We start from the raw sequence: 19,565 nt of genomic DNA on the forward strand, positions 1-19,565 counted from the left end.
CCACGGTGAGCCTGAGTGCGAGCCCAGGTGCGGTGACCAGTGCCGGTGCAGTGAGTTTGAGTGCCAGTGCGGGCGATAACGTGGGGGTGACGAAGGTGGAGTTCTATCAGGGCTCGACCTTGCTGGGAACAGATACGACGGCGCCGTATACGGCAAGTGAGAACGTGACGAGTGCCCACAATGGCACGCGGACGTACACGGCCAGAGCGTTTGATGCGGCGGGAAACAGCACCTCCGCGTCCGCCTCGGTCACTGTCTCCATCGGCACCACGCCCCCACCACCTCCGCCCCCCAGCGGTTTCAAGAAGATCGCCTACTTTGCCCAGTGGGGCATCTACGGGCGCAACTATCAGGTGAAGAACATTGACACCAGCGGCACGGCCGCCACCCTCACGCACATCAATTACGCGTTCGGCAACATCTACAACGAGAACGGCACCTACCGCTGCAACATCGTGACCCGGGCCGAGACCGGCAACGGGGACGGCGGCGACGGCTTTGCCGACTACGGCAAGGGCTTTGACGCCGCCACCAGCGTGGACGGCGTGGCCGACCGCTGGGACCAGCCGCTCAAGGGCAACTTCAACCAGATCAAGAAGCTCAAGGCCAAATACCCCAACATCAAGGCCCTGATCTCGCTGGGCGGCTGGACCTGGAGCAAGCACTTCAGCGCCGCGTCCATGACCGACGCCTCGCGCAGGGCGCTGGTCAGCTCCTGCATTGACGTGTACATCAAGGGCAACCTGCCGGTCTCGGACGGCGCGGGCGGCCCCGGGGCGGCGGCCGGCGTGTTTGACGGCATTGACATTGACTGGGAATACCCCGGGGGCGGCGGTCTGCCCACCAACGGTGTCAGTCCGCAGGACAAGCAGAACTTCACGCTGCTGCTGCAGGAGTTCCGCCGCCAGCTCGACGCCTACAAGCCGGGCCTGCTGCTGACCATCGCCGCGCCGGGCGGGGCCGACAAGATTGCCAACCAGGACCCCGCCGCCTACAAGAACGCTGTGGACTGGATCAACATCATGACCTACGACTTCCGGGGCGCCTGGGACGCGACGGGACCCACCAACTTCCACTCCAACCTGTACCCCAGCCCCAGCGACCCCGGCACGGGCGTGGTCAAGAACTACGCGGTGGACACCGCCGTCCAGGCGTTCCTAAATGCGGGCGTGCCGGCCAGCAAACTGGTGATCGGCATTCCCTTCTACGGACGCGGCTGGACCGGCGTGGGCAGCGCCAACAACGGTTTGTACCAGTCGGCCACAGGCCCGGCGCGCGGCACCTACGAGGCGGGCATCGAGGATTACAAGGTGCTGAAGAATGCCCCGGGCACCGTGTTCCGCGACCCCGTGACCAAGCAGATGTGGAAGTACGACGGCAGCACTTTCTGGAGCTACGACGACCCCGAGGTGATTGCCACCAAGATGGCCTACGTGAAGCAAAAAGGCCTGGGCGGCGCCATGGCCTGGGCGCTGGACGGCGACGACGCCCAGGGCACGCTGGCCAAGGCCATCCACAACGGCCTGAGGTAAGACCGACCTCCGGTGCCATCGTGGGCAGACCCGATGGCACCGGAGCGAGTCGAGAACGAGGACAACGGACTCCGGGCGCCACACCCCCTCCGGGCTGGGCCCAGCGAGAGGCGCAACAGACGGAACCTGCCCCAGCCCCGAAAGGAGCCCACATGACCTGACAAAGAGTGACAACCGACCAGGAGGGAAGGGTGCTGAGGGGCGCCCTTCTCCGCTGTTTGGGGGGTATTGTTGAGGCCCTCCGCCAGAGTCCCACGACGAAAGGCCCACAGTTGCATGAAGAAGAGTTCATGCGCAGGGGGGGCCTGCCCACCTGCTGGGCGCCGCGCCGGCCCCGGCACCCCGCCGCCCGCTATCCTGACCCGGATATGGCCCGACTGCGCCGCTTTGGCCTCTTTGCCCGCCCTGCCTCCCTGCGCCCCCTTTCCGCTCCAGGCAGGACGCGATGACCACCACCGACCGCCTGGACGCCCAGGCCATCTTGCAGGCCCTGAATGCCTACCGCCGGGGTGATTTCAGCGCCCGGCTGCCGCTCACCTGGGACGGCGTGGAAGGGCGCATTGCCGAGACTTTCAATGATCTGGTGGAAGAGAGCGCGCGCATTGCCCAGGACGTGACCCGGGTGGGCCGCGCCGTGGGCAAGGAAGGCAACACCAAGCAGCGCATTCCGCTGGGCCCCACCACCGGCAGCTGGGCCGCCCTGATCGAGAACGTGAACGATCTGGTGGACGACCTGGTCTGGCCCACGAGCGAGATGACGCGCGTGGTCACGGCCGTGGCCCACGGCGACCTGTCGCAGACCATGGCCACCGAGGTCAACGGCCGCCCCATGCAGGGCCAGTTCCTGCAGATCGTGACCACCCTGAACACCATGGTGGCCCAGCTGAACGCCTTTGCGGGCGAGGTGACGCGCGTGGCCCGTGAGGTGGGCACCGAAGGCAAGCTGGGCGGCCAGGCCAACGTGGAAGGCGTGGGCGGCGTGTGGCGTGACCTCACCGAGAACGTGAACTTCATGGCGAACAACCTGACCGGGCAGGTGCGCAACATTGCGGACGTGACCACGGCGGTGGCGAACGGCGACCTGAGCCGCAAGATCACCGTGGACGCCCGGGGCGAGATCCTGGAGCTGAAAAACACCATCAACACCATGGTGGACCAGCTCAACGCCTTTGCCAGCGAGGTGACGCGCGTGGCCCGCGAGGTGGGCACCGAGGGCCGCCTGGGCGGTCAGGCCGATGTGCGCGGCGTGGGGGGCACCTGGAAGGACCTCACCGACAACGTGAACTTCATGGCGAACAACCTGACCGGGCAGGTGCGCAACATTGCGGACGTGACCACGGCGGTGGCGAACGGCGACCTGAGCCGCAAGATCACCGTGGACGCCCGGGGCGAGATTCTGGACCTGAAAAACACCATCAACACCATGGTGGACCAGCTCAACGCCTTTGCCAGCGAGGTGACGCGCGTGGCCCGCGAGGTGGGCACCGAGGGCAAGCTGGGCGGGCAGGCGCAGGTGGTGGGTGTGGGCGGCACCTGGAAGGACCTCACGGAGAACGTGAACTCCATGGCTTCCAACCTCACCGACCAGGTGCGTAACATCGCCTTCGTGACCACCGCCGTGGCGAACGGCGACCTGAGCAAGAAGATCACCGTGGACGTCAAGGGTGAGATTCTGGACCTGAAAAACACCGTGAACACCATGGTGGACCAGCTCAACGCCTTTGCGGGCGAGGTCACCCGCGTGGCCCGTGAAGTGGGCACGGAAGGGAAGCTGGGCGGGCAGGCCGACGTGCGCGGGGTGGCCGGCACCTGGAAGGACCTCACGGACAACGTGAACTTCATGGCCTCCAACCTCACAGACCAGGTGCGTAACATCGCCTTTGTGACCACGGCCGTGGCAAACGGGGACCTGAGCAAGAAAATCACCGTGGATGTCAAGGGTGAGATTCTGGACCTGAAAAACACCGTGAACATCATGGTGGACCAGCTCAACGCCTTTGCCAGTGAGGTGACGCGCGTGGCCCGTGAAGTGGGCACCGAGGGCAAGCTGGGCGGGCAGGCCAACGTGCCCGGCGTGGGCGGCACCTGGAAGGACCTCACCGAGAACGTGAACTCCATGGCCTCGAACCTCACGGGGCAGGTGCGCGGCATTGCCCGCGTGGTGACGGCGGTGGCGAACGGCGACCTGAAAAAGACGCTGACCCTGGAAGCCAAGGGCGAGATTGCCGAGCTGGCCGAGACCATCAATTCCATGATCGAGACGCTGGCCACCTTCGCCCAGCAGGTGACCGGCGTGGCGCGCGAGGTGGGTGTGGAAGGCCGCCTGGGCGGGCAGGCCAGCGTGCCCGGCGCCAGCGGCACCTGGAAGGACCTGACCGACAACGTGAACCAGCTGGCGGCCAACCTGACCACCCAGGTGCGCGCCATTGCCGACGTGGCCACCGCCGTGACGGCCGGCGACCTCACCCGCTCGATCAATCTGGATGCCCGGGGCGAGCTGGACGCGCTGAAAGACAACATCAACGAGATGATTGTCAACCTGCGCGAGACCACCGAGAAGAACACCGAGCAGGACTGGCTGAAAACCAACCTCGCCAAGTTCACGCGGATGCTGCAGGGTCAGCGCGACCTGCTGACCGTCAGCCGCCTGATTCTCTCGGAGCTGGCGCCGCTGGTGCGTGCCCGGCACGGCGTCTTTTACACCATAGAAGAGGACAGCACCACCCTGCAGCTGCAGGCCAGCTACGCCTACCGCGAGCGCAAGGGGCTGGCCAACCGCTTCATGCTGGGCGAGGGCCTGGTGGGGCAGGCCGCGCTGGAACAGGAAATGATCGTCCTGACCCATGTGCCCGACGATTACGTGCAGATTAACTCCGGGCTGGGGGCGGGCGCGCCGCGCACCATCGTGGTGCTGCCGGTGGTGTTTGAAGGGCAGACCAAGGCCGTCATTGAACTGGCCTCCTTTGAAACCTTCAGCGCCACCCACCTGAGCTTCCTGGAGCAGTTCACCGAATCGGTGGGCATCGTGCTGAACACCATTCAGGCCACCATGCGCACAGAAACGTTGCTGCGCCAGTCGCAGGGCATGGCCCAGGAACTGCAGAGCCAGCAGGAAGAACTGCGCCAGACCAACGAGGAACTGGAAGAAAAGGCCCGGTTGCTGGCCGACCAGAACCGCGAGGTGGAGCACAAGAACCGGCAGGTGGAATCCGCCCGCCACGCCCTGGAAGAAAAGGCCGCGCAATTGGCCCTGACCAGCAAATACAAGAGCGAGTTCCTGGCGAACATGAGCCACGAACTGCGCACGCCTCTGAACAGCCTGCTGCTGCTGGCCGGGCAGCTGCGCGAGGACCCGCAGGGCAACCTCTCCGAGCAGCAGAAAGCCTACGCCAAGACCATCTTTGCGGCCGGCAACGATCTGCTGAGCCTCATCAACGACATCCTGGACCTCTCGAAGATCGAATCCGGCACCGTGAACGCCGACCCCACCCAGGTTTCCTTCGCGCGCATCCGGGAAGCGGTCGAGACCACCTTTGCTCACCTGGCCGCCGAAAAGGGCGTCGAACTGCGCCTGGACTTCAGCCCGCAGCTGCCGGCCAGCCTGTACACCGACGACACCCGCCTGCTGCAGATTCTGAAAAACCTGCTGTCCAACGCCTTTAAATTCACGGCAGAGGGCCACGTGGCGCTGGAGGTGGCCCCGGCCAAGGGTGGCTGGAGCCCCGACCAGACGGCGCTGAATAGCGCCCCCAGCGTGGTCGCCTTCCGTGTGGCCGATACCGGCATCGGCATTGCGGCCGATAAGCAGCGCCTGATTTTCGAGGCGTTTCAGCAGGCCGACGGCTCCACCAGCCGCAAGTACGGCGGCACCGGCCTGGGGCTGGCCATCAGCCGCGAACTGGCGCGCATTCTGGGCGGCGAGATTCTGCTGGAGAGCACCCCCGGCCAGGGCAGCCGCTTTACCCTGTACCTGCCGCTGCGCTTTCAGGCCCCGCCTGAAGGGCGCGCGCGCCCGGCCACCACGCCCCTGCCGCCCCTGGCCCCGGCCGCCCCGGCCCTGCCTGCCCCCGAGCTGGCCGCGCCAGACACGCTGGTGCAGGACGACCGCGCCTCGCTGCAACCCGGCGACCGCATCCTGCTGATCGTGGAAGATGACCCCGCTTACGCGGGCGTGCTGCTGGACCTCGCGCACGAGCGCGGCTTCATGGCGCTGGTGGCCGGGCGCGGCGATCAGGCGCTGCACCTCGCGCAGACCTACCGCCCGGCGGCCGTCACCCTGGACCTCACGCTGCCTGACACCAACGGCTGGGCGGTGCTGGACGCCCTGAAGCACGACCCCCAGACCCGGCACATTCCGGTGCATATCATTTCCGGGCAGGAGCCCAGCATCGTCAGCCGCAAACTGGGCGCGCTGGACCACACCACCAAGGCCGGCACCCGGCAGCAGCTGACCGACGTGTTTACCAACCTCGAAGCCTTCCTGGCCCGCCGGGTCAAGCGCGTGCTGATCGTGGAGGACGACGAGACGCAGCGTCAGAGCCTGGAAGAGCTGATTGGCGATACCGATGTGGAGACTGTGGCGGTGACCACCGGGGCCGCTGCCCTGGAGGCCCTGCAGGACGCGCCGTTTGACTGCATCGTGCTGGACCTGCACCTGCCCGACATGAGCGGCTTTGACCTGATGAGCACCCTGCACGAGACGCCCGCCTACCGCGCCATTCCGATCATCGTGTACACCGCCCAGGACCTCACGCGCGCCCAGGAAACGCAGCTGCGTAGGGCCGCCAAGTCCATCATCCTGAAAGACGTGCGCTCACCCGAGCGCCTGCTGGACGAGGTGACCCTGTTCCTGCACCGCGTGGAGGCCAGCCTGCCCGAGGGCAAACGCCAGATTCTGGCTGGCGCGCGCCAGCAGGAACCTGAACTGCACGGCAAGAAGGTGCTACTGGTGGACGACGACATCCGCAACATCTTTGCGCTGACGGCGGTGCTGGAGCGCCACCAGATGCAGATTGTCACCGCCGAGAACGGACGCGAGGCCCTGGCCGCCCTGGAGGCCCATGACGACATTGATCTGGTGCTGATGGACGTGATGATGCCGGAACTCGACGGCTACGAAACCACGCGCCTGATTCGCCGCAACCCGGCCTATGCGGCCTTACCCATCATCTCGCTGACTGCCAAGGCCATGCCCGGCGACCGCGAGCAGTCCATCGAATCCGGGGCCAGCGACTACATCAGCAAGCCGGTCAATACCGCGCAGCTGCTCTCCCTGCTGCGGGTGTGGCTCTCGAAGTGAACGGCGAGTTTCCCAAAGAGCCCCTGCAGGACATTGAGCTGTCGCTGCTGCTCGAAGCCGTGTACCGCGTGACCGGGCACGATTTCCGTGCCTACACCACCGCCACCATCCGCCGCCGGGTGCTGCACGCGGTGGCCGAGGAGGGCCTGGGCAGCATCAGCGCGCTGCAGGCGCGGACCCTGCATGACCCGGCCGCCATGCAGCGCCTGCGCGAAACGCTGGCCATCAATGTCACCGAGATGTTCCGCGACCCCACCTTCTTCCGGGCCCTGCGCGAACAGGTGCTGCCCCTGCTGCGCACCCACCCGTTTGTGCGGGTGTGGCACGCGGGCTGCTCCACGGGCGAGGAGGTGTATTCGCTGGCCATCTTGCTGCACGAAGCGGGGCTGCTCTCGCGCAGCCGCCTGTACGCCACCGATATGCACGCTCCGGCGCTGCAACAGGCGCGCCAGGGCATCTATCCGCTGGACAAGCTGGCGGCCCATGCAGAAAACTACGCGCTGTCGGGTGGACAGGCCGAATTCAGGGACTACTTTACCCAGCAGTACGGCCACGCCCGGGTCAAGGCGTTTCTGCGCCAGCCGATCATCTGGGGCCAGCACAACCTCGCCACCGATTCGTCGTTCAACGAGTTTCACCTGATTCTGTGCCGCAACGTGATGATCTATTTCACCCGCCCGCTGCAGGACCACGTGCAGGCCCTGCTGTGGGAAAGCCTGATGCCGTTTGGCGTGCTGGGCCTGGGCCACCACGAGAGCCTGGATTTCAGTCCGCAGGCGGTGCGTTTTGAGCCGCTGAATCTGGCGGAAAAACTCTACCGGCGGGTGGGGTGATGACCGCGCCCGTCCTCACGCCACGCGCCCGCATCCTGATTGTGGACGATCAGGACGCCAAGCGCCTGGGCCTGGCCGCTGCCCTGGAACCGCTGGGGCAGGAAGTGGTGCTGGTGGCCTCGGGCCGCGAAGCGCTGCGGCACCTGCTGACGGAAGAGTTCGCCGTGATCCTGCTGGACGTACAGATGCCGGACATGGACGGCTTTGAAACCGCCCGCCTGATTCGCAGCCGCCGCCAGACCGAAACCACCCCGATCATCTTTGTCACCGCCCATGACCGCGCCGAGGCCGACATGCTGGGCGGCTACCACCTGGGGGCAGTGGACTTTATCTTCTCGCCGGTGCGCGCCGAGGTGCTGCGGGCCAAGGTGAACGTGTTCGTGGAGCTGCACCTCAAGACCCTGACGGTGCAGGCGCACGAGCGGCGGCTGCGCGAACTGGAAAGCCGGCAGGCGCAGCACGAACTGGCCAAGCTGTGGGGCGCGATTGCCCAGTCGGCTGACCCCGTGATGATCACCAGCCGCGACGGCCGGATTGAATACGTGAACAGCGCCTTTGAGCGCGTGACCGGCTACAGCGCCGACGAAGCGCTGGGCCAGACGCCGGCCCTGCTCAATTCCGGGCGGCAGGACGCGGCCTTTTTCGAGGCCCTGTGGCGCACGCTGCTGTCCGGCGAGGTCTTCCGGGGCGAGTTCATCAACCGGCGCAAGGGCGGCGGCGAGTACTTTGAGGAAAAGACCATCACGCCCATCCGCGACGAGGCCGGGCACATCACCCACTTCGTGGCCACCAGCCAGGACGTGACCTACCGCAAGCAGATGGAAGCCGAACTGCACGCCCTGAACGCCTCGCTGGAAGCGCGGGTGCAGGAGCGCACCGCCGAGCTGGAGGACGTGAACAGCGAACTGGAAGCCTACGCCTACTCCATCTCGCATGACCTGCGCACGCCGCTGCGCCACATCGGGTCCTTTGCCGACCTGCTGGCCCGCTCCAGCGCCGAGAACCTGGGCGACAATGGGCGGCGCTACCTGGGCATCATTCAGGACGGCGCCGTGAAGATGGAAGCGCTGATTGACGGCCTGCTGGATTTTGCGCGCACCGGCCGCAGCGAACTGCGCCCCCAGGCCATTGACCTGCCCCGGGTGGTCCGCGAGCTGATCGCCGAGCTGCCCGGCGCCGAGGCCGCCACCTGGGAACTGGGTGACCTGGGCACCGTCTGCGGCGATCTGCTGGGTGTGCGCCAGGTGCTGACCAACCTGCTGACCAACGCCCTGAAGTACGCCCACCCCGCCCGGCCGCCCCGCATTGAGGTCTGGAGTCAGGCGGGCCAGGGCGAGCAGACCGTGCATGTGCGCGACAACGGCCTGGGCTTCGACATGACCTATGCCCAGCGCCTGTTCGCGGTCTTTCAGCGCCTGCACACCGAGGCGCCGGGTCACGGGGTGGGGCTGGCCATCGTCAAGCGCATTGTGACGCGCCACGGCGGGCGCATCTGGGCCGAGAGCGTGGAGGGCCAGGGCTCCACCTTCAGCTTCAGCCTGCCCTGCAGCGAGCCGCCGCCCCCCTGAAACGCGGCCCGTCGGCCAGAAGCAGCGCAGGGGGGTCACAGCAGGGGGCGCCGTTCACCAGACCCAGGGCCTCTGGAGACGGCAAGCACAGGAGGGGCGGCGGTGAAGTTCTCACCGCCGCCCCTGACCACCCTCCGGTTTTACAGCCGGCGCAACTCGTCGCCCAGGCGGTCACGCAGCCGGGCATAGATCTCCCGCGCCACCTGATCCAGGTCCACCTGGGGCGCGGCTGTGACCCGGCGCCCCACCGCCGGCGTACTGGCAGGAGCCGCTGGAGGCGGACTGCCCGGATGAGGTCGGTCGCTGGCCGCCGCGTGGGCCCAGGCGGGCACACTGGGCTGGGGCGGCGGGGCAGCGGGCAGCGAGGGGGGGGAAGAGGCCAGCGGCTCTGCCCGTGGCCCGGGGGCGGCAGGCCGGGGAGCCCCCACCGGATCATCCCAGCCCGGCATGGGTTCCCAGGGAGCCGGCAGTCCCGGCAGGCGCGCGGCCGACGGGGCAGGCGGCGTCTGGCGCTGTTCCCGCGCCACGGCGTGTTCGGTGCCCAGGGCCACAGCTTCCTCGTCCTGGGGCGTGGGGCCAGGCCCCGCCCGCCGCAGCACCTGGGGCACAAAGGTGGGCTGGTCGTGGCGGATGGCGTGGGTGGCCTCGTGGGCGGCCAGGGCGAAGCCCGCTGGGGTATCCACCCGGGTGTCGGGCGCCAGGAAGACGGTCCGGCCCACGGTCAGACCGTCGGCCCGGGCAATCTTCAGGGCCGCCGGCACATGCACGTTTTGCACCACCCGCACGTCGTCCACCGCGCGGCCCAGGGTCTGTGCCAGCGCTGCCCTCGCGCTGGGCGCCAGCGGCTGGCCGTGGCCGTCGCGGTGCAGGGCCGTGTCCAGCGCCTCTTCCAACGCGGTTTCGGTGGGGGGCCGCGCGGCGCGGGGCAGGCCCAGGCGACTGGGCGCGGCCGGGCGCGGCACCAGCGGGGCCGGGCGGTCCAGCCGGGTGGCGCGCGGGGCCTGGGTGGGCGGCGCCACCGGGCGCGCCTCGGCCGCTTCTGACGGAGGCCGCACCGGCCGCTGTCCCTGCGGGCTGGGCGAGGGATCGGCTGCCCGGCCGTCCGGTCGCACCGCCTGCGGCTCCGGGCCGGGCCGCATGGGTGAGGGCCGCACGGGTGCCGGCAACTCTGGCGAGGGCAGCGCAGCCACGGGCGGCAAGAGTGGCGGCTGGGCTGGCACGCTCTGAAGCGGCGGCGGGACCACCGGGGCGGGGGAGAAGGCGCGCGCCTGTTCCGGCAACGCTGACCGGGGCCCGGCAGTGGGCGCTGGGTCGTTGGCCAGAGCCAACGGAAGCTCCGGGGCTTCGGGGACCACCTGGGGCCGCGCGGACTGCCGGCCCTGAGCCTCGGGCGGCGGCGGGGCCACAGGCACCGGCTGAACGGGCCGCGCCACGGGCGCCTGAGGGGTGAATGGGGTGGTGGGCTGGGGACCGGTCGTCACTCCAGCCGGGTTTTCTACCTGGGGCCAGCCAGCGGCCGCCGCCTCGGTTGGTCCTGATTGCACGGGTGAGGGCTGGCTGTTCCTCAACTGTTCGGCGCTTGGCGGTACCGGGTGAACCAGAGCGGGTGGCACGGGCAGGCCCCCGGGCACGGCCTCAGGCGCCACCAGCGGCGGGGTCACCGCCATGTTGGGGGAAGCAGCCCGATCTGGACGAACCGGGACCCGGGAGGGCATGGGCAGGGAGGACGCGGTCTGGCCCTCAGCCAGGGGCTGCGGCTGTGCCGGCCCAAACAGAGCTGGGGAAAGGTCGCCCAGGGGCGCGGTTCCCTCTGACTGGGCCTGCCGCTGAACCACTGGCGGCGCAGTGGTTGGGCCCACAGCAGCTGGTCCAGGCAGCAGCCCGGGCTGATCGAAGCTGGGGCTGGGCGCCGCAGGCGATGTCAAAGGAGCCGCAGGCGCCACAGGAGAGAGCGGTGGCTGGGCGGGTGCCGGCGGGCGGGTGCTCCGCTCCGGCTGTTCGGCGGGCGCTGGGGCCACGGCAGGCACGGCATCCGGCTGCCGTGGAGCGGCTGGGCGCACAGCGGCCTGGGGCTGCTGGAAACCGGCTGGCCCGGCCGTGGGCTGAGCGGCCCGCGCCGCCGGGGGCCGGGCTGCAAGTGGCCGCCCGGGGTCGGCCAGAGCTGCCTCGCCCGGGGCAGTCCTGGCCGGCGGCTGACTGGCCAGCCCAGGCTGGGGGGTGCGGATTGAAGCCGGCGGCACCACCCCTGCCTTCGCGGCCAGATGGGGCGCCACGGCCTGTGGTGCAGCCCCGTCAGCCCCTTCCACCACAGGCGCCGCGTTCACAGGGTGAAGGGGCTCAGGGGCTGTGAGCGTCGGCGGTGGGGTTGTGGGCGACACTGGCGTGCCGGGCGGCACCGGAAGAGGCCGGGTTGGCGCTTCGGCGGGCACAGACACAGCCCGGGAGGCAACTGCAGACCAGGCAGAGGCAGGCTCGGCCAGCGGTCCAGTCAGAGCAGGGTCAACCGGCGCTGGCTGAGCTGGCGCTGGCTGAATCGGCGCTGGCTGAACTGGCAGTGGGCCTGTGCCCTCTGACGGTGGCTCGGGCTGCCGCTGGACAGTCGGGGACACGCTGGGCTGCCCTGCCCGCTGAACTGGGCCAGCCGGCGCCGTGGGTCCCAGAGACTGGGGCGACGCATCCAGCGGCGGCAAGGTCGTCTGGGTCAGGGTGGGTACTGGCACAGTGCCCATGACGTTTTGCTGGGCAAGGGCCATGTTGCCTTCCGCACTGACGTTTTCTGGGCTGCCCAGCGGGGAGGCTCCCACCGGAGGGGCCTGTGCCGGCCCGGCCACGGGGGGGACAGACCCCAGATCGGGGTCCAGCGGAGCGAGGCTGGGTGACAAGCGCGTCTGGCCGGGCGGCTGGGGCAGGGCCTGTGGTGGCTGTCGCAGGCTGGGCCGCACAGGACCAGGCGGAATCGGCACGACGTTCCCCGCCGCTGCCGCCCCTGGGAGGGCGGGGGGCGCCGGCTCAGAGAGGGCCGCAGGCACCGCGAGGGTGGGATCCGTGCGGTCCTGGACCGGGCTGGTTGGGGTCACGCTGGCGCGGTCTGGCAGCGAGGGCGTCGCTGGCCCCACATGGTCTGGAGCAGGACTGGGCGGCAAGACTGGGGGCGCAGACGGAGCAACCGGAACAATGGGCGCCGCCAGTGGCTGGGCCGGGGACCCTGGGAGCGCCGCCGCAACCTGGGCCTGAGGCGATACGGGCGGCACCACCAAGGGAGATTCAGCGGTGCCGGGGGGCAACGGGGCTTCAGGCTCTGCTGGAAGGAACGGCGCAGCCACAACGGGAGCCACCGGGGCGTCCACCAGACGCGTGGACGGCAGGTCGCCCAGAGGCGCTGCCGGGCTGGCCTGGACTCCCGGGTCCGGTTGCACAGGGGCACGTGGCGGCGCGGGCGGGGGGCCTGCCACCAGCCTGGGCGCACTGTCCGTGATGGGCCGCTCAGGCGCTGGCTCAGGGACGCCCCTCTCTTCCCGGGTTCGCTGAAGGCGGGCCGGCGACCCACTGGGCTGGAGTGAGGCCAGGCTATCGGTGCCGGGCGCAGGGGTCAGCGGCTCTCCCTCGGCCGCTGGTGCGGTCGGGACCGCAGTGAGCCCCTCTGGGGCAGCAACGCCGGGCGGAGAGCCTCCTCTCGGGGGTGCTGTGTCAGGTTCTTCGTCGGTCTCCTGGCCCTCACGGCGCCGGGTAGGAGCCGAGCGCGCCTCCTTGTTGTGGCCCGCGCGACTGGGGCGGGCCTTCAAGCGCGTCGGGCCAGCGGGGGCCGCCGGCAGGGGCGCCGCAGGGGCCACGTCAGCAGTGACAGTCTCGGTGGGAACGCCAGCACCGCTGCCCTCCTCGGCGCTGTCCAGGGGCGCCAGATTCTGGTCGGGGCTGTGGTCCTTCCAGTCCAGCAGCTGGTGAAAGGGAATCATGGACGGGCTGAGTTCACCACTGGCCTCCAGTTCTGCGTAGCGGTTCAGGCGCGACAGCAGGCTCTGGGAGGTCTCGGGCGCAATGATGGGCGCCGCCTTTTCCTCGGCCGGGGGTGGGGTCTGGGGGCGCGGCGGCACCACGGGCCGGGGGCGCCGGGGCAACCGCACCGGGACATCACTGTTCTGGGCACGCAACAACGCTTCCAGTTCGCGGCGCTCCTGTTCCTGGGCGGCCCGGACCTCTTCAGGAGTGGGGCCAGTGGGTGCGGGCTCGGGCACCGCTGGCTCAGGCTGAACGTCGGCCGGCTCCGGCGCGGTTGCCTCGTCGGCTGCCAGTGGACCAGGCGCCGGCGTGGGGTCCACGGACGCTGGCGGGGGCTGAACCGCTTCAGGCTGATCCGCCTCAATGGGGGCCGCTGACCGGGCCACGGGCGCTTCAACCGGCGCTGGGGCGACGGCCGGCGAAGGCGCCGCCGCTGCTTCGCGGCGTTCGGGCGTGGCTGGGGCCACCGGCGCCCCGCGCACGGGTGAGGGCTGGGCTATGGCCATCTCTCCCGTCTCAGCCGGTGGGGCCACCGGGGGCAGAGTCACTGGCGGCTGAGCAGGGACCAGCTCTGTCTCCTCGCGTGGCGGCCTCGCCGGCACCTCCAGCTGGCCCTGGTCGGGCAGATTGACGGGGCGAGGGTCTGGTTCCAGCGGCGCCGGGGAGGCGGTCACCGGCGGGGGCAGCAGGCCCTCGTGAGGCGCCCCCTCTTCAAGCGACTGATTGAGCGCCATCGTTTCCCGGAACGACGGGGTCCGCCGGGGCAGGACCACGGCCGGCACGGGCTCGGGGTCTGGCCGGGGCGCCGGGGGCAGGCCCTGGGGCGGCGGAGAGGTCAGCAGGCCAGCGGCCAGCGCGGCCTGGGTATCCCCGAAAGGATCGACCACGAGATCGTCTGCGCGCGGTCCCTGGGCTGCGGCGTCTGCGGTGACAGTCTCGGGGACGGCCGCCGGCGCCGGCTGGGCGCGCAGCTCCTGGCGCGTGGGCATCTGAGGTGGCGGCGCGGCTATGGCGGGCGCCGGCTGTCCTGGTAAGGTCGCGGGGCGGCCGGCCAGCGCTGGCTGGGGCAGGGGCGCGGCAACAGGTACAGGTGTCTCGGGCCCGGGGGCAGCGGCGGGAAGGGCCACCAGCCGCGCCACCACCCGGCGCGGCTGGGTCTGGGGCCGCGCACTTCCCCAGGGCGCCACGACCCCACTGACCGGCCCAGTGAAAGAGCCAGCGAATGAAACGGGCAAAGGGGCGCCTGCCGGGCGCTCCTGCTGCGTGACGGCCATATGGGCTGCGTGTTTCAGGCGGCGAAGCCGCTCGTCAAAGATGCTCACAAAACTCCTCTCGGTCGCCGCGCGGGTGACCCAGCGGGGACCAAAGTAGGAGGGAGGTCCCCGCGCTCAGCGGCTGATTTGCAGAAAGCCGGCGTGCGCCAGTTCCAGGGTTTCGACCGCCACAGCGTCGCCACTGCCTGCAAACTGAGGCCCGCTCCATTTCACCGGATACGCCTGAAGCAGCTCGAAGCGCACCAGCACGCTGCCATTGGGTTGATACACAATGATCGTGACATTGCGCACATCCAGATAGCCGCCAACGACGCTCAGATACCATTCCAGCAACTGCTGGCCGGAAACCACACCCCGCTTCAGGGTGATGTTGCCCATCTTGCTGCGCACAGGCAGGCGCAGGACGCGGTCATTGACCCCGCCCTCAATAAAATCCATCGTCTCGGTTTCGATTTGCAGCCCGCTGACCTCATTGAAGGCCGCGTGTTCCAGGCCATCAATCGCCACGTGGTAGCGGTGATTGGACAGGATGTTGTAGGCCGCTTTCTGCGGCGTGGTGGGCACCGGGGGCTGCTTGACCTGAGCGCGCACGCTCAGGCTGGCCGAGGCCGAAACGCCCCCAACCCCCACCGTGGCCGAAGCGCTAAACGACGCGCCGGCGCCGGCCCGGCTGTAGTGCGCGCTGGTTGCCATCTTGATACTCATGACTTACTGACCTCCGGTGCGGCGGGCGCGCTCCAGGCGCAGGTCTTCGAGCAGCAGAAGGTAGACCCGCCGCGTGAGTTCCTCCAGATCCAGCCCCGGCGCCTGCAGCGGCGCGCGGGCGCCCACGGGGGGAGCCGCGCCGACTGGCCGGGCTGGCGGCGGGCCGCTCATGCCGGGCTGGCCTCAGGCGACAGATCAAGTTCCAGCAGCGCGCCGCAGTGGGGGCATTCGGTCTCGATGGTGCCCGGCAGCGCGGCCGGCAGGCTGGGTGCTGGCGCCGCTGCCCAGCTGACGGGCAGAGCCGCGTTCATATGGGCGTACAGCGCCTGAAGGTGGGCGAAGTCGGCAGCCGGCAGCACCGCCAGGGTTTCGGGCGTCACGGGCGAGAACGGGCCCAGCCGGGTGACCACGCGGGCCAGCAGCAACAGGCTGTAGTACGCCTCGTTGTGCTGCACGCGGGCGTCGCCCAGCGGTTCAATCTCATCCAGGGCCGTGGCCAGGCGCATCACGCCGCTGCGGTGAACCTGCCCGTCGGACGTAAACAGTCCGACGGGCAGCATGAAGGGAAGCTCGTTCACGCTTCAGTCCGGAAGGCGGGGCTTAGCCGCCGACGGGAACGCGTCTGTAGCCTTCGTGCGTGATGGTCAGCTCTTCAATGGCGACCTCATTGCTCTTGGCGTCGTAGGTGGGGCCGTTGAGTTTGCTGGGCCAGGCGCGCTCGAAGGTCCAGGCGGCGATGGGCTGCCCGGCCTGGTTGTACAGGGTGATGGTGCCGCTGCGGCGGGCCTCGTCCATCTTGCCCTCTTCCACCTGCTGACGCCAGGCCCACATGTCCATGTCGTCGGTGATGCCGCGCTTGAGCACGATGTCGTTGTACTTCATGGTGCCGGCTTCGCGGATCAGCACAGGGCGGCCCTTGTCGTCGGTGGCGCGGTACTCCACCACCTGGGACTCGCTGCCCAGGCCGGTGACTTCACGGAAGGCGCCCACAACCTTGTTGTCGAACTGCAGGCTGAAGTAGGCGGCCACCAAGGGGTCTTTACGGGTTGTTGCGGTCATGACTGTACCTCCAGAGAAGAGATGGAAAGAAAGGGGCGGAATTCAGACCGTGACGGGAACAGTGTAACGCCTCTTCGGCGCTTACTGTCCGCCGCCAGCGTACTGGCTGAAGCGGAAGACAATGAACTCGGCGGGCTTGACCGGGGCCATCCCAATCTCGATCTGCAGGACGCCACGGTCACGCAGTTCGGGGGGGTTGAGTTCGCTGTCGCACTTCACATAGAAGGCTTCGCGGGCGGTGTTGCCAAACAGCGCGCCGTCGCGCCACACGCTGGTCAGGAAGGAGTTGATGTCGCGGCGGATGCGGAACCACAGGTTCTCGTCGTTCGGCTCGAACACGGCCCACTGCGTGCCGCGTTCAATGCTCTTTTCCACATAGTTGAACAGGCGGCGCACCGGCACGTAGCGCCACTGGGCGTTGCTGGACAGGGTCCGGGCGCCCCATACGCGCACGCCCATGCCTGGGAATTCGCGGATGCAGTTCACGCCAACCGGGTTCAGAATGTCCTGCTCGCTCTTGGTGACCTGAATGGCTGGCCCCAGAATGCCGCGCACCGTCTCGTTGGCGGGCGCCTTGTGCACGCCGCGCTCCACGTCGTTGCGGGCGTAGATGCCGGCCACGAAGCCGCTGGGCGGCACGACCATGGGCGCGCCGTCGGGCCCTTCAATCTTGACCCAGGGGTAGTACATGGCGGCGTAGCTGGAATCAAAGTTGGTGTCCACCGTGCGCCACTTCATGGCCTGCTGCGGGGTCAGGTCAGGCAGGGTGTCCAGCAGGGCGATGCGGTTGGCGTTGCGATCGCAGTGGTCAATCAGGGCGCGCTGCACGGCCTTGACGCCGTCGGCATTGATCATGCCAGCCTGGTAGGCGCTCATCAGGTCGGGCACGGCGATCATGCTGACCTCTTCGGCAATTTCCAGGCTCTCGATGCCGCTGCGGCCATCCACGCTGCCCACGAAGTCCTGCCCTTTCATCTCGCGGCGCTGCTCGATGACGTTGCTGTCGGCCTGCAGCACGTAGCTGCCCAGCTCGGGGGCGCGCTCCACGAGGGGCCCGGCGCTGCTGGCCTCCTCAATGGTGATCAGGGTGCTTTCCTTGTTCACCACTTCAGCCACGGCGCGCGGGTGCTTCTTGCCAATGGACACGTTGGGGAACGTCTCGGTGAGGTCGTTGCGGGTGACTTTCAGGGTGAACAGGCCGTCCGGGCCCTCTTCGGGGTCCTGGGGACCCTTGGCGTCCTTGCCCTTGGCGCCGTCCTGGGCCTTGACCGGATCGGGGGCCAGCACTTCAATCTGAATGTCGCTCTGGCGGCCGTCCTTGGCCACGATGCTCAGGCTGGGCACCGCCTTGCTGGCGCGCGAAGGCAGCTGCAGGGGCCGGGCCGCTTCCACGGTCCGCTTGCCAGCGCCGGCGTCGCCCTGCTGGGGGACCAGGCGAACCACGTAGCAGCGCGTGCCGCCGTTGTTGAAAAACGCGTACACGCTCTGGGCCAGGTACGCGCCTTCCATGAAGGGGTTGCGCGTGCCACTGGCGTCCAGGGTCCCGAAGGTTTCCTTGAACTGCTGCCAGTTGGCCACAAAGACCGGGGTGTTGGCCGGGCCATTGGGCGCGAAGCCCACGAACGCCGCCGTGGTGGTGCTGATGCCCTCAATCGGCCGGGGGCCGCTCTGAGACTCTTCGATGTAAACGCCTGGGGACAGATATTCAGCCATGGATTCCTCCGGGAAACATGCAGGGGTTGGCAACACCCACGACCCGGGGGGCCGGCGTGCGCGAAACACTGAGGCTTCCACCATGCCAGATGGAAACGCACATGTAAACCGCAAGTCAGCAGACGTGCAGACCGGAGGCGGTTTATACTGACCAGTCACTCAGCCGGTGCAGGTCATCCAAGCTCCCAGAACTATCGCTTCAGGACGGAAGAACGCCATGACAAACTTCACACGACTGGTGCTCTCCCCGGGCCAGAGCTGCCAGATGCCAGGAGCGCTGGCATGATTGCTGACGTTCAGCAGGCCCTCAAAGAACTCGTGTACACCGAGGCGGCCCTGCCACGCGAGGCGCTGGATATTCGCTTTGCGGCCCCCACCCCCAGCTGGGTTTCGGGCCTGACCCGCCCAACCCTGAATTTCTTCATGCATGACCTGCGGGAAAACGCGGGGCTGCGTTCCATGGAATTCAGTCAGGCGCCGGTGCGGGGCGGCGTGCAGCGCACCCTGGCCGCCCGGCGCATTGACCTGCGCTTTCTGGTCACGGTGTTTTTCAAGTCTCAGCTGGATGAACTGGGCCGGGACGAATGGAATGTGCTGTGGCGGGTGCTGGCCGCGCTGATGCGCCAGAACGAGTGGGGCGAGACCTACCTGCCCGAGGAAGCCCGGCGCCTGAACCTGGGGGTGCTGGGCGTGGTGGGCCCCGGTGAGGGCACCCAGAGCGTGTTTTCCAGCCTGGGCCAGCCGGTTCGCCCGCACCTGAACTACACCGTGACCGTGCCGCTGGACCTGAATGTCACGGCCCAGTCGCCGCTGGTGCTGGAGCGCGACCTGGCCTTCTATGACGGCCTGACCCGCGACATGCCGGCCGTCAGCACGCGCGTGCGCTCCAGCTGGCAGCTGCGCGACGAGGCCGGAGTGCCGCTGAGCGACGCCCTGGTGCGCACCGATGGCGGCGCGCGCGGCTTTACCGACGTGCAGGGCGTGGTGCACCTGAATGTGCCGCGCGACGCGGTGGCGCGGCTGGACATCCTGACCCTGGACGGCCGGCAGCTGAGCCTGCAGCCGCACAGCCCCCAGGCGCAACCTCGCGTTCTGGAGGACGCGTGAGCGGGTACAGTGCGGCCGTGTGCCCCTGCACCCCTGACCCCGGAGCCTCACCATGACCAAGCCCTCTGCCCTGAATCCCCCCACCGATGTGCTGGGCACCGGCGTGGCCTTTCCCGTGGGCGTGAACGCGCGCGGCCAGCTGAGCATGGTGTCGGGCGAGCGCGCTGTGACCCAGGCCATTCTGACCCTGCTGATGACGGCGCGCGGGCAGCGCGTGATGCGCCCGGAGTACGGCTGCCGCATTCATGAACTGGTGTTTGCCCCTGGCGACGCCACCACGCTGGGTCTGGCCTCGTATTACGTGGACGAAGCCCTCAGAATGTGGGAACCCCGCATTGAAGTTGAGAACGTCCAGGCCCGCCTGGACCCGGCCGACAGCTCCCGCATCATCGTGGACCTGCTGTACCGCCTCAAGGGCACGCCGGAGCCGCGCTCGCTGGTGTTTCCCTTCTACCGCACCCCCTAAGCCCCCTGTCCCC

Annotated in this window: 12 protein-coding genes; 6 read left to right on the forward strand and 6 right to left on the reverse strand. The window is 68.6% G+C overall.

All coding sequences use genetic code 11. The features are described 5' to 3' along the window. The 4 genes from C8263_RS13770 to C8263_RS13785 all read left to right on the forward strand — a co-directional run. On the forward strand, nt 1-1,532 hold a 1,532-nt coding region (locus tag C8263_RS13770; protein ID WP_233218817.1), incomplete at its 5' end, for a glycosyl hydrolase family 18 protein. Between the two features lie 445 nt (nt 1,533-1,977). Beyond that, the gene (locus tag C8263_RS13775; RefSeq protein ID WP_107138716.1) at nt 1,978-6,831 is read left to right on the forward strand and encodes a response regulator; all 4,854 of its coding nucleotides are present in this window, start codon (nt 1,978-1,980) and stop codon (nt 6,829-6,831) included. Beyond that, nucleotides 6,816-7,664, forward strand: coding sequence for a CheR family methyltransferase (locus C8263_RS13780; RefSeq protein ID WP_233218818.1), 849 nt, complete (start codon nt 6,816-6,818; stop codon nt 7,662-7,664). The genes C8263_RS13775 and C8263_RS13780 overlap by 16 nt, the downstream gene beginning before the upstream one ends. Beyond that, the gene (locus tag C8263_RS13785; RefSeq protein ID WP_107138718.1) at nt 7,664-9,232 is read left to right on the forward strand and encodes a sensor histidine kinase; all 1,569 of its coding nucleotides are present in this window, start codon (nt 7,664-7,666) and stop codon (nt 9,230-9,232) included. The genes C8263_RS13780 and C8263_RS13785 overlap by 1 nt, the downstream gene beginning before the upstream one ends. Nucleotides 9,233-9,372: 140 nt before the next feature. On the opposite strand, the gene C8263_RS19325 is transcribed toward C8263_RS13785, so the two are convergent. The 6 genes from C8263_RS19325 to C8263_RS13820 form a co-directional block, all read right to left on the reverse strand. Then, nucleotides 9,373-10,422, reverse strand: a complete 1,050-nt coding sequence (locus C8263_RS19325) for an eCIS core domain-containing protein (protein ID WP_158263806.1) — start codon at nt 10,420-10,422, stop codon at nt 9,373-9,375. A 4,194-nt stretch (nt 10,423-14,616) separates the two neighbouring features. Next, complete coding sequence (locus C8263_RS13805; protein ID WP_233218819.1) at nt 14,617-15,207, reverse strand: phage tail protein; 591 nt, start codon at nt 15,205-15,207, stop codon at nt 14,617-14,619. Nucleotides 15,208-15,210: 3 nt separating this feature from the next. Then, the gene (locus C8263_RS19330) at nt 15,211-15,378 is read right to left on the reverse strand and encodes a hypothetical protein (RefSeq protein ID WP_158263807.1); all 168 of its coding nucleotides are present in this window, start codon (nt 15,376-15,378) and stop codon (nt 15,211-15,213) included. Next, on the reverse strand, nt 15,375-15,785 hold the full coding sequence (locus C8263_RS13810) for a hypothetical protein (protein WP_107138722.1): 411 nt from the start codon (nt 15,783-15,785) through the stop codon (nt 15,375-15,377). Before C8263_RS13810 ends, C8263_RS19330 begins: the two co-directional genes overlap by 4 nt. Before the next feature lie 22 nt (nt 15,786-15,807). Further along, a complete protein-coding gene (locus C8263_RS13815; RefSeq protein ID WP_199188407.1) occupies nt 15,808-16,266 on the reverse strand; it encodes a phage tail protein in 459 nt (152 codons plus the stop codon). 81 nt (nt 16,267-16,347) lie between these two features. Next, the gene (locus C8263_RS13820; protein WP_107138723.1) at nt 16,348-17,979 is read right to left on the reverse strand and encodes a phage tail sheath family protein; all 1,632 of its coding nucleotides are present in this window, start codon (nt 17,977-17,979) and stop codon (nt 16,348-16,350) included. 282 nt (nt 17,980-18,261) lie between these two features. On the opposite strand from C8263_RS13820, the gene C8263_RS13825 reads away from it, so the two are divergent. Both C8263_RS13825 and C8263_RS13830 read left to right on the forward strand, forming a co-directional pair. Beyond that, complete coding sequence (locus C8263_RS13825; RefSeq protein ID WP_107138724.1) at nt 18,262-19,086, forward strand: Pvc16 family protein; 825 nt, start codon at nt 18,262-18,264, stop codon at nt 19,084-19,086. Between the two features lie 52 nt (nt 19,087-19,138). Next, nucleotides 19,139-19,552 carry a GPW/gp25 family protein gene (locus C8263_RS13830; protein ID WP_107138725.1) on the forward strand — a complete coding sequence of 138 codons (414 nt, stop codon included), beginning with the start codon at nt 19,139-19,141 and terminating at the stop codon, nt 19,550-19,552. Nucleotides 19,553-19,565: the final 13 nt, after the last annotated feature.

It is taken from the genome of Deinococcus arcticus (assembly GCF_003028415.1).
Classification (GTDB): Bacteria; Deinococcota; Deinococci; order Deinococcales; family Deinococcaceae; genus Deinococcus; species Deinococcus arcticus.

Bases quoted from the DNA above. Each gene is read 5' to 3' on its own strand.
- C8263_RS13775 (WP_107138716.1), top strand. From the start codon at position 1,978: ATGACCACCACCGACCGCCTGGACGCCCAGGCCATCTTGCAGGCCCTG.
- C8263_RS13785 (WP_107138718.1), top strand. From the start codon at position 7,664: ATGACCGCGCCCGTCCTCACGCCACGCGCCCGCATCCTGATTGTGGAC.
- C8263_RS13805 (WP_233218819.1), bottom strand. From the start codon at position 15,207: ATGAGTATCAAGATGGCAACCAGCGCGCACTACAGCCGGGCCGGCGCC.
- C8263_RS19330 (WP_158263807.1), bottom strand. From the start codon at position 15,378: ATGAGCGGCCCGCCGCCAGCCCGGCCAGTCGGCGCGGCTCCCCCCGTG.
- C8263_RS13815 (WP_199188407.1), bottom strand. From the start codon at position 16,266: ATGACCGCAACAACCCGTAAAGACCCCTTGGTGGCCGCCTACTTCAGC.
- C8263_RS13820 (WP_107138723.1), bottom strand. From the start codon at position 17,979: ATGGCTGAATATCTGTCCCCAGGCGTTTACATCGAAGAGTCTCAGAGC.
- C8263_RS13825 (WP_107138724.1), top strand. From the start codon at position 18,262: ATGATTGCTGACGTTCAGCAGGCCCTCAAAGAACTCGTGTACACCGAG.
- C8263_RS13830 (WP_107138725.1), top strand. From the start codon at position 19,139: ATGACCAAGCCCTCTGCCCTGAATCCCCCCACCGATGTGCTGGGCACC.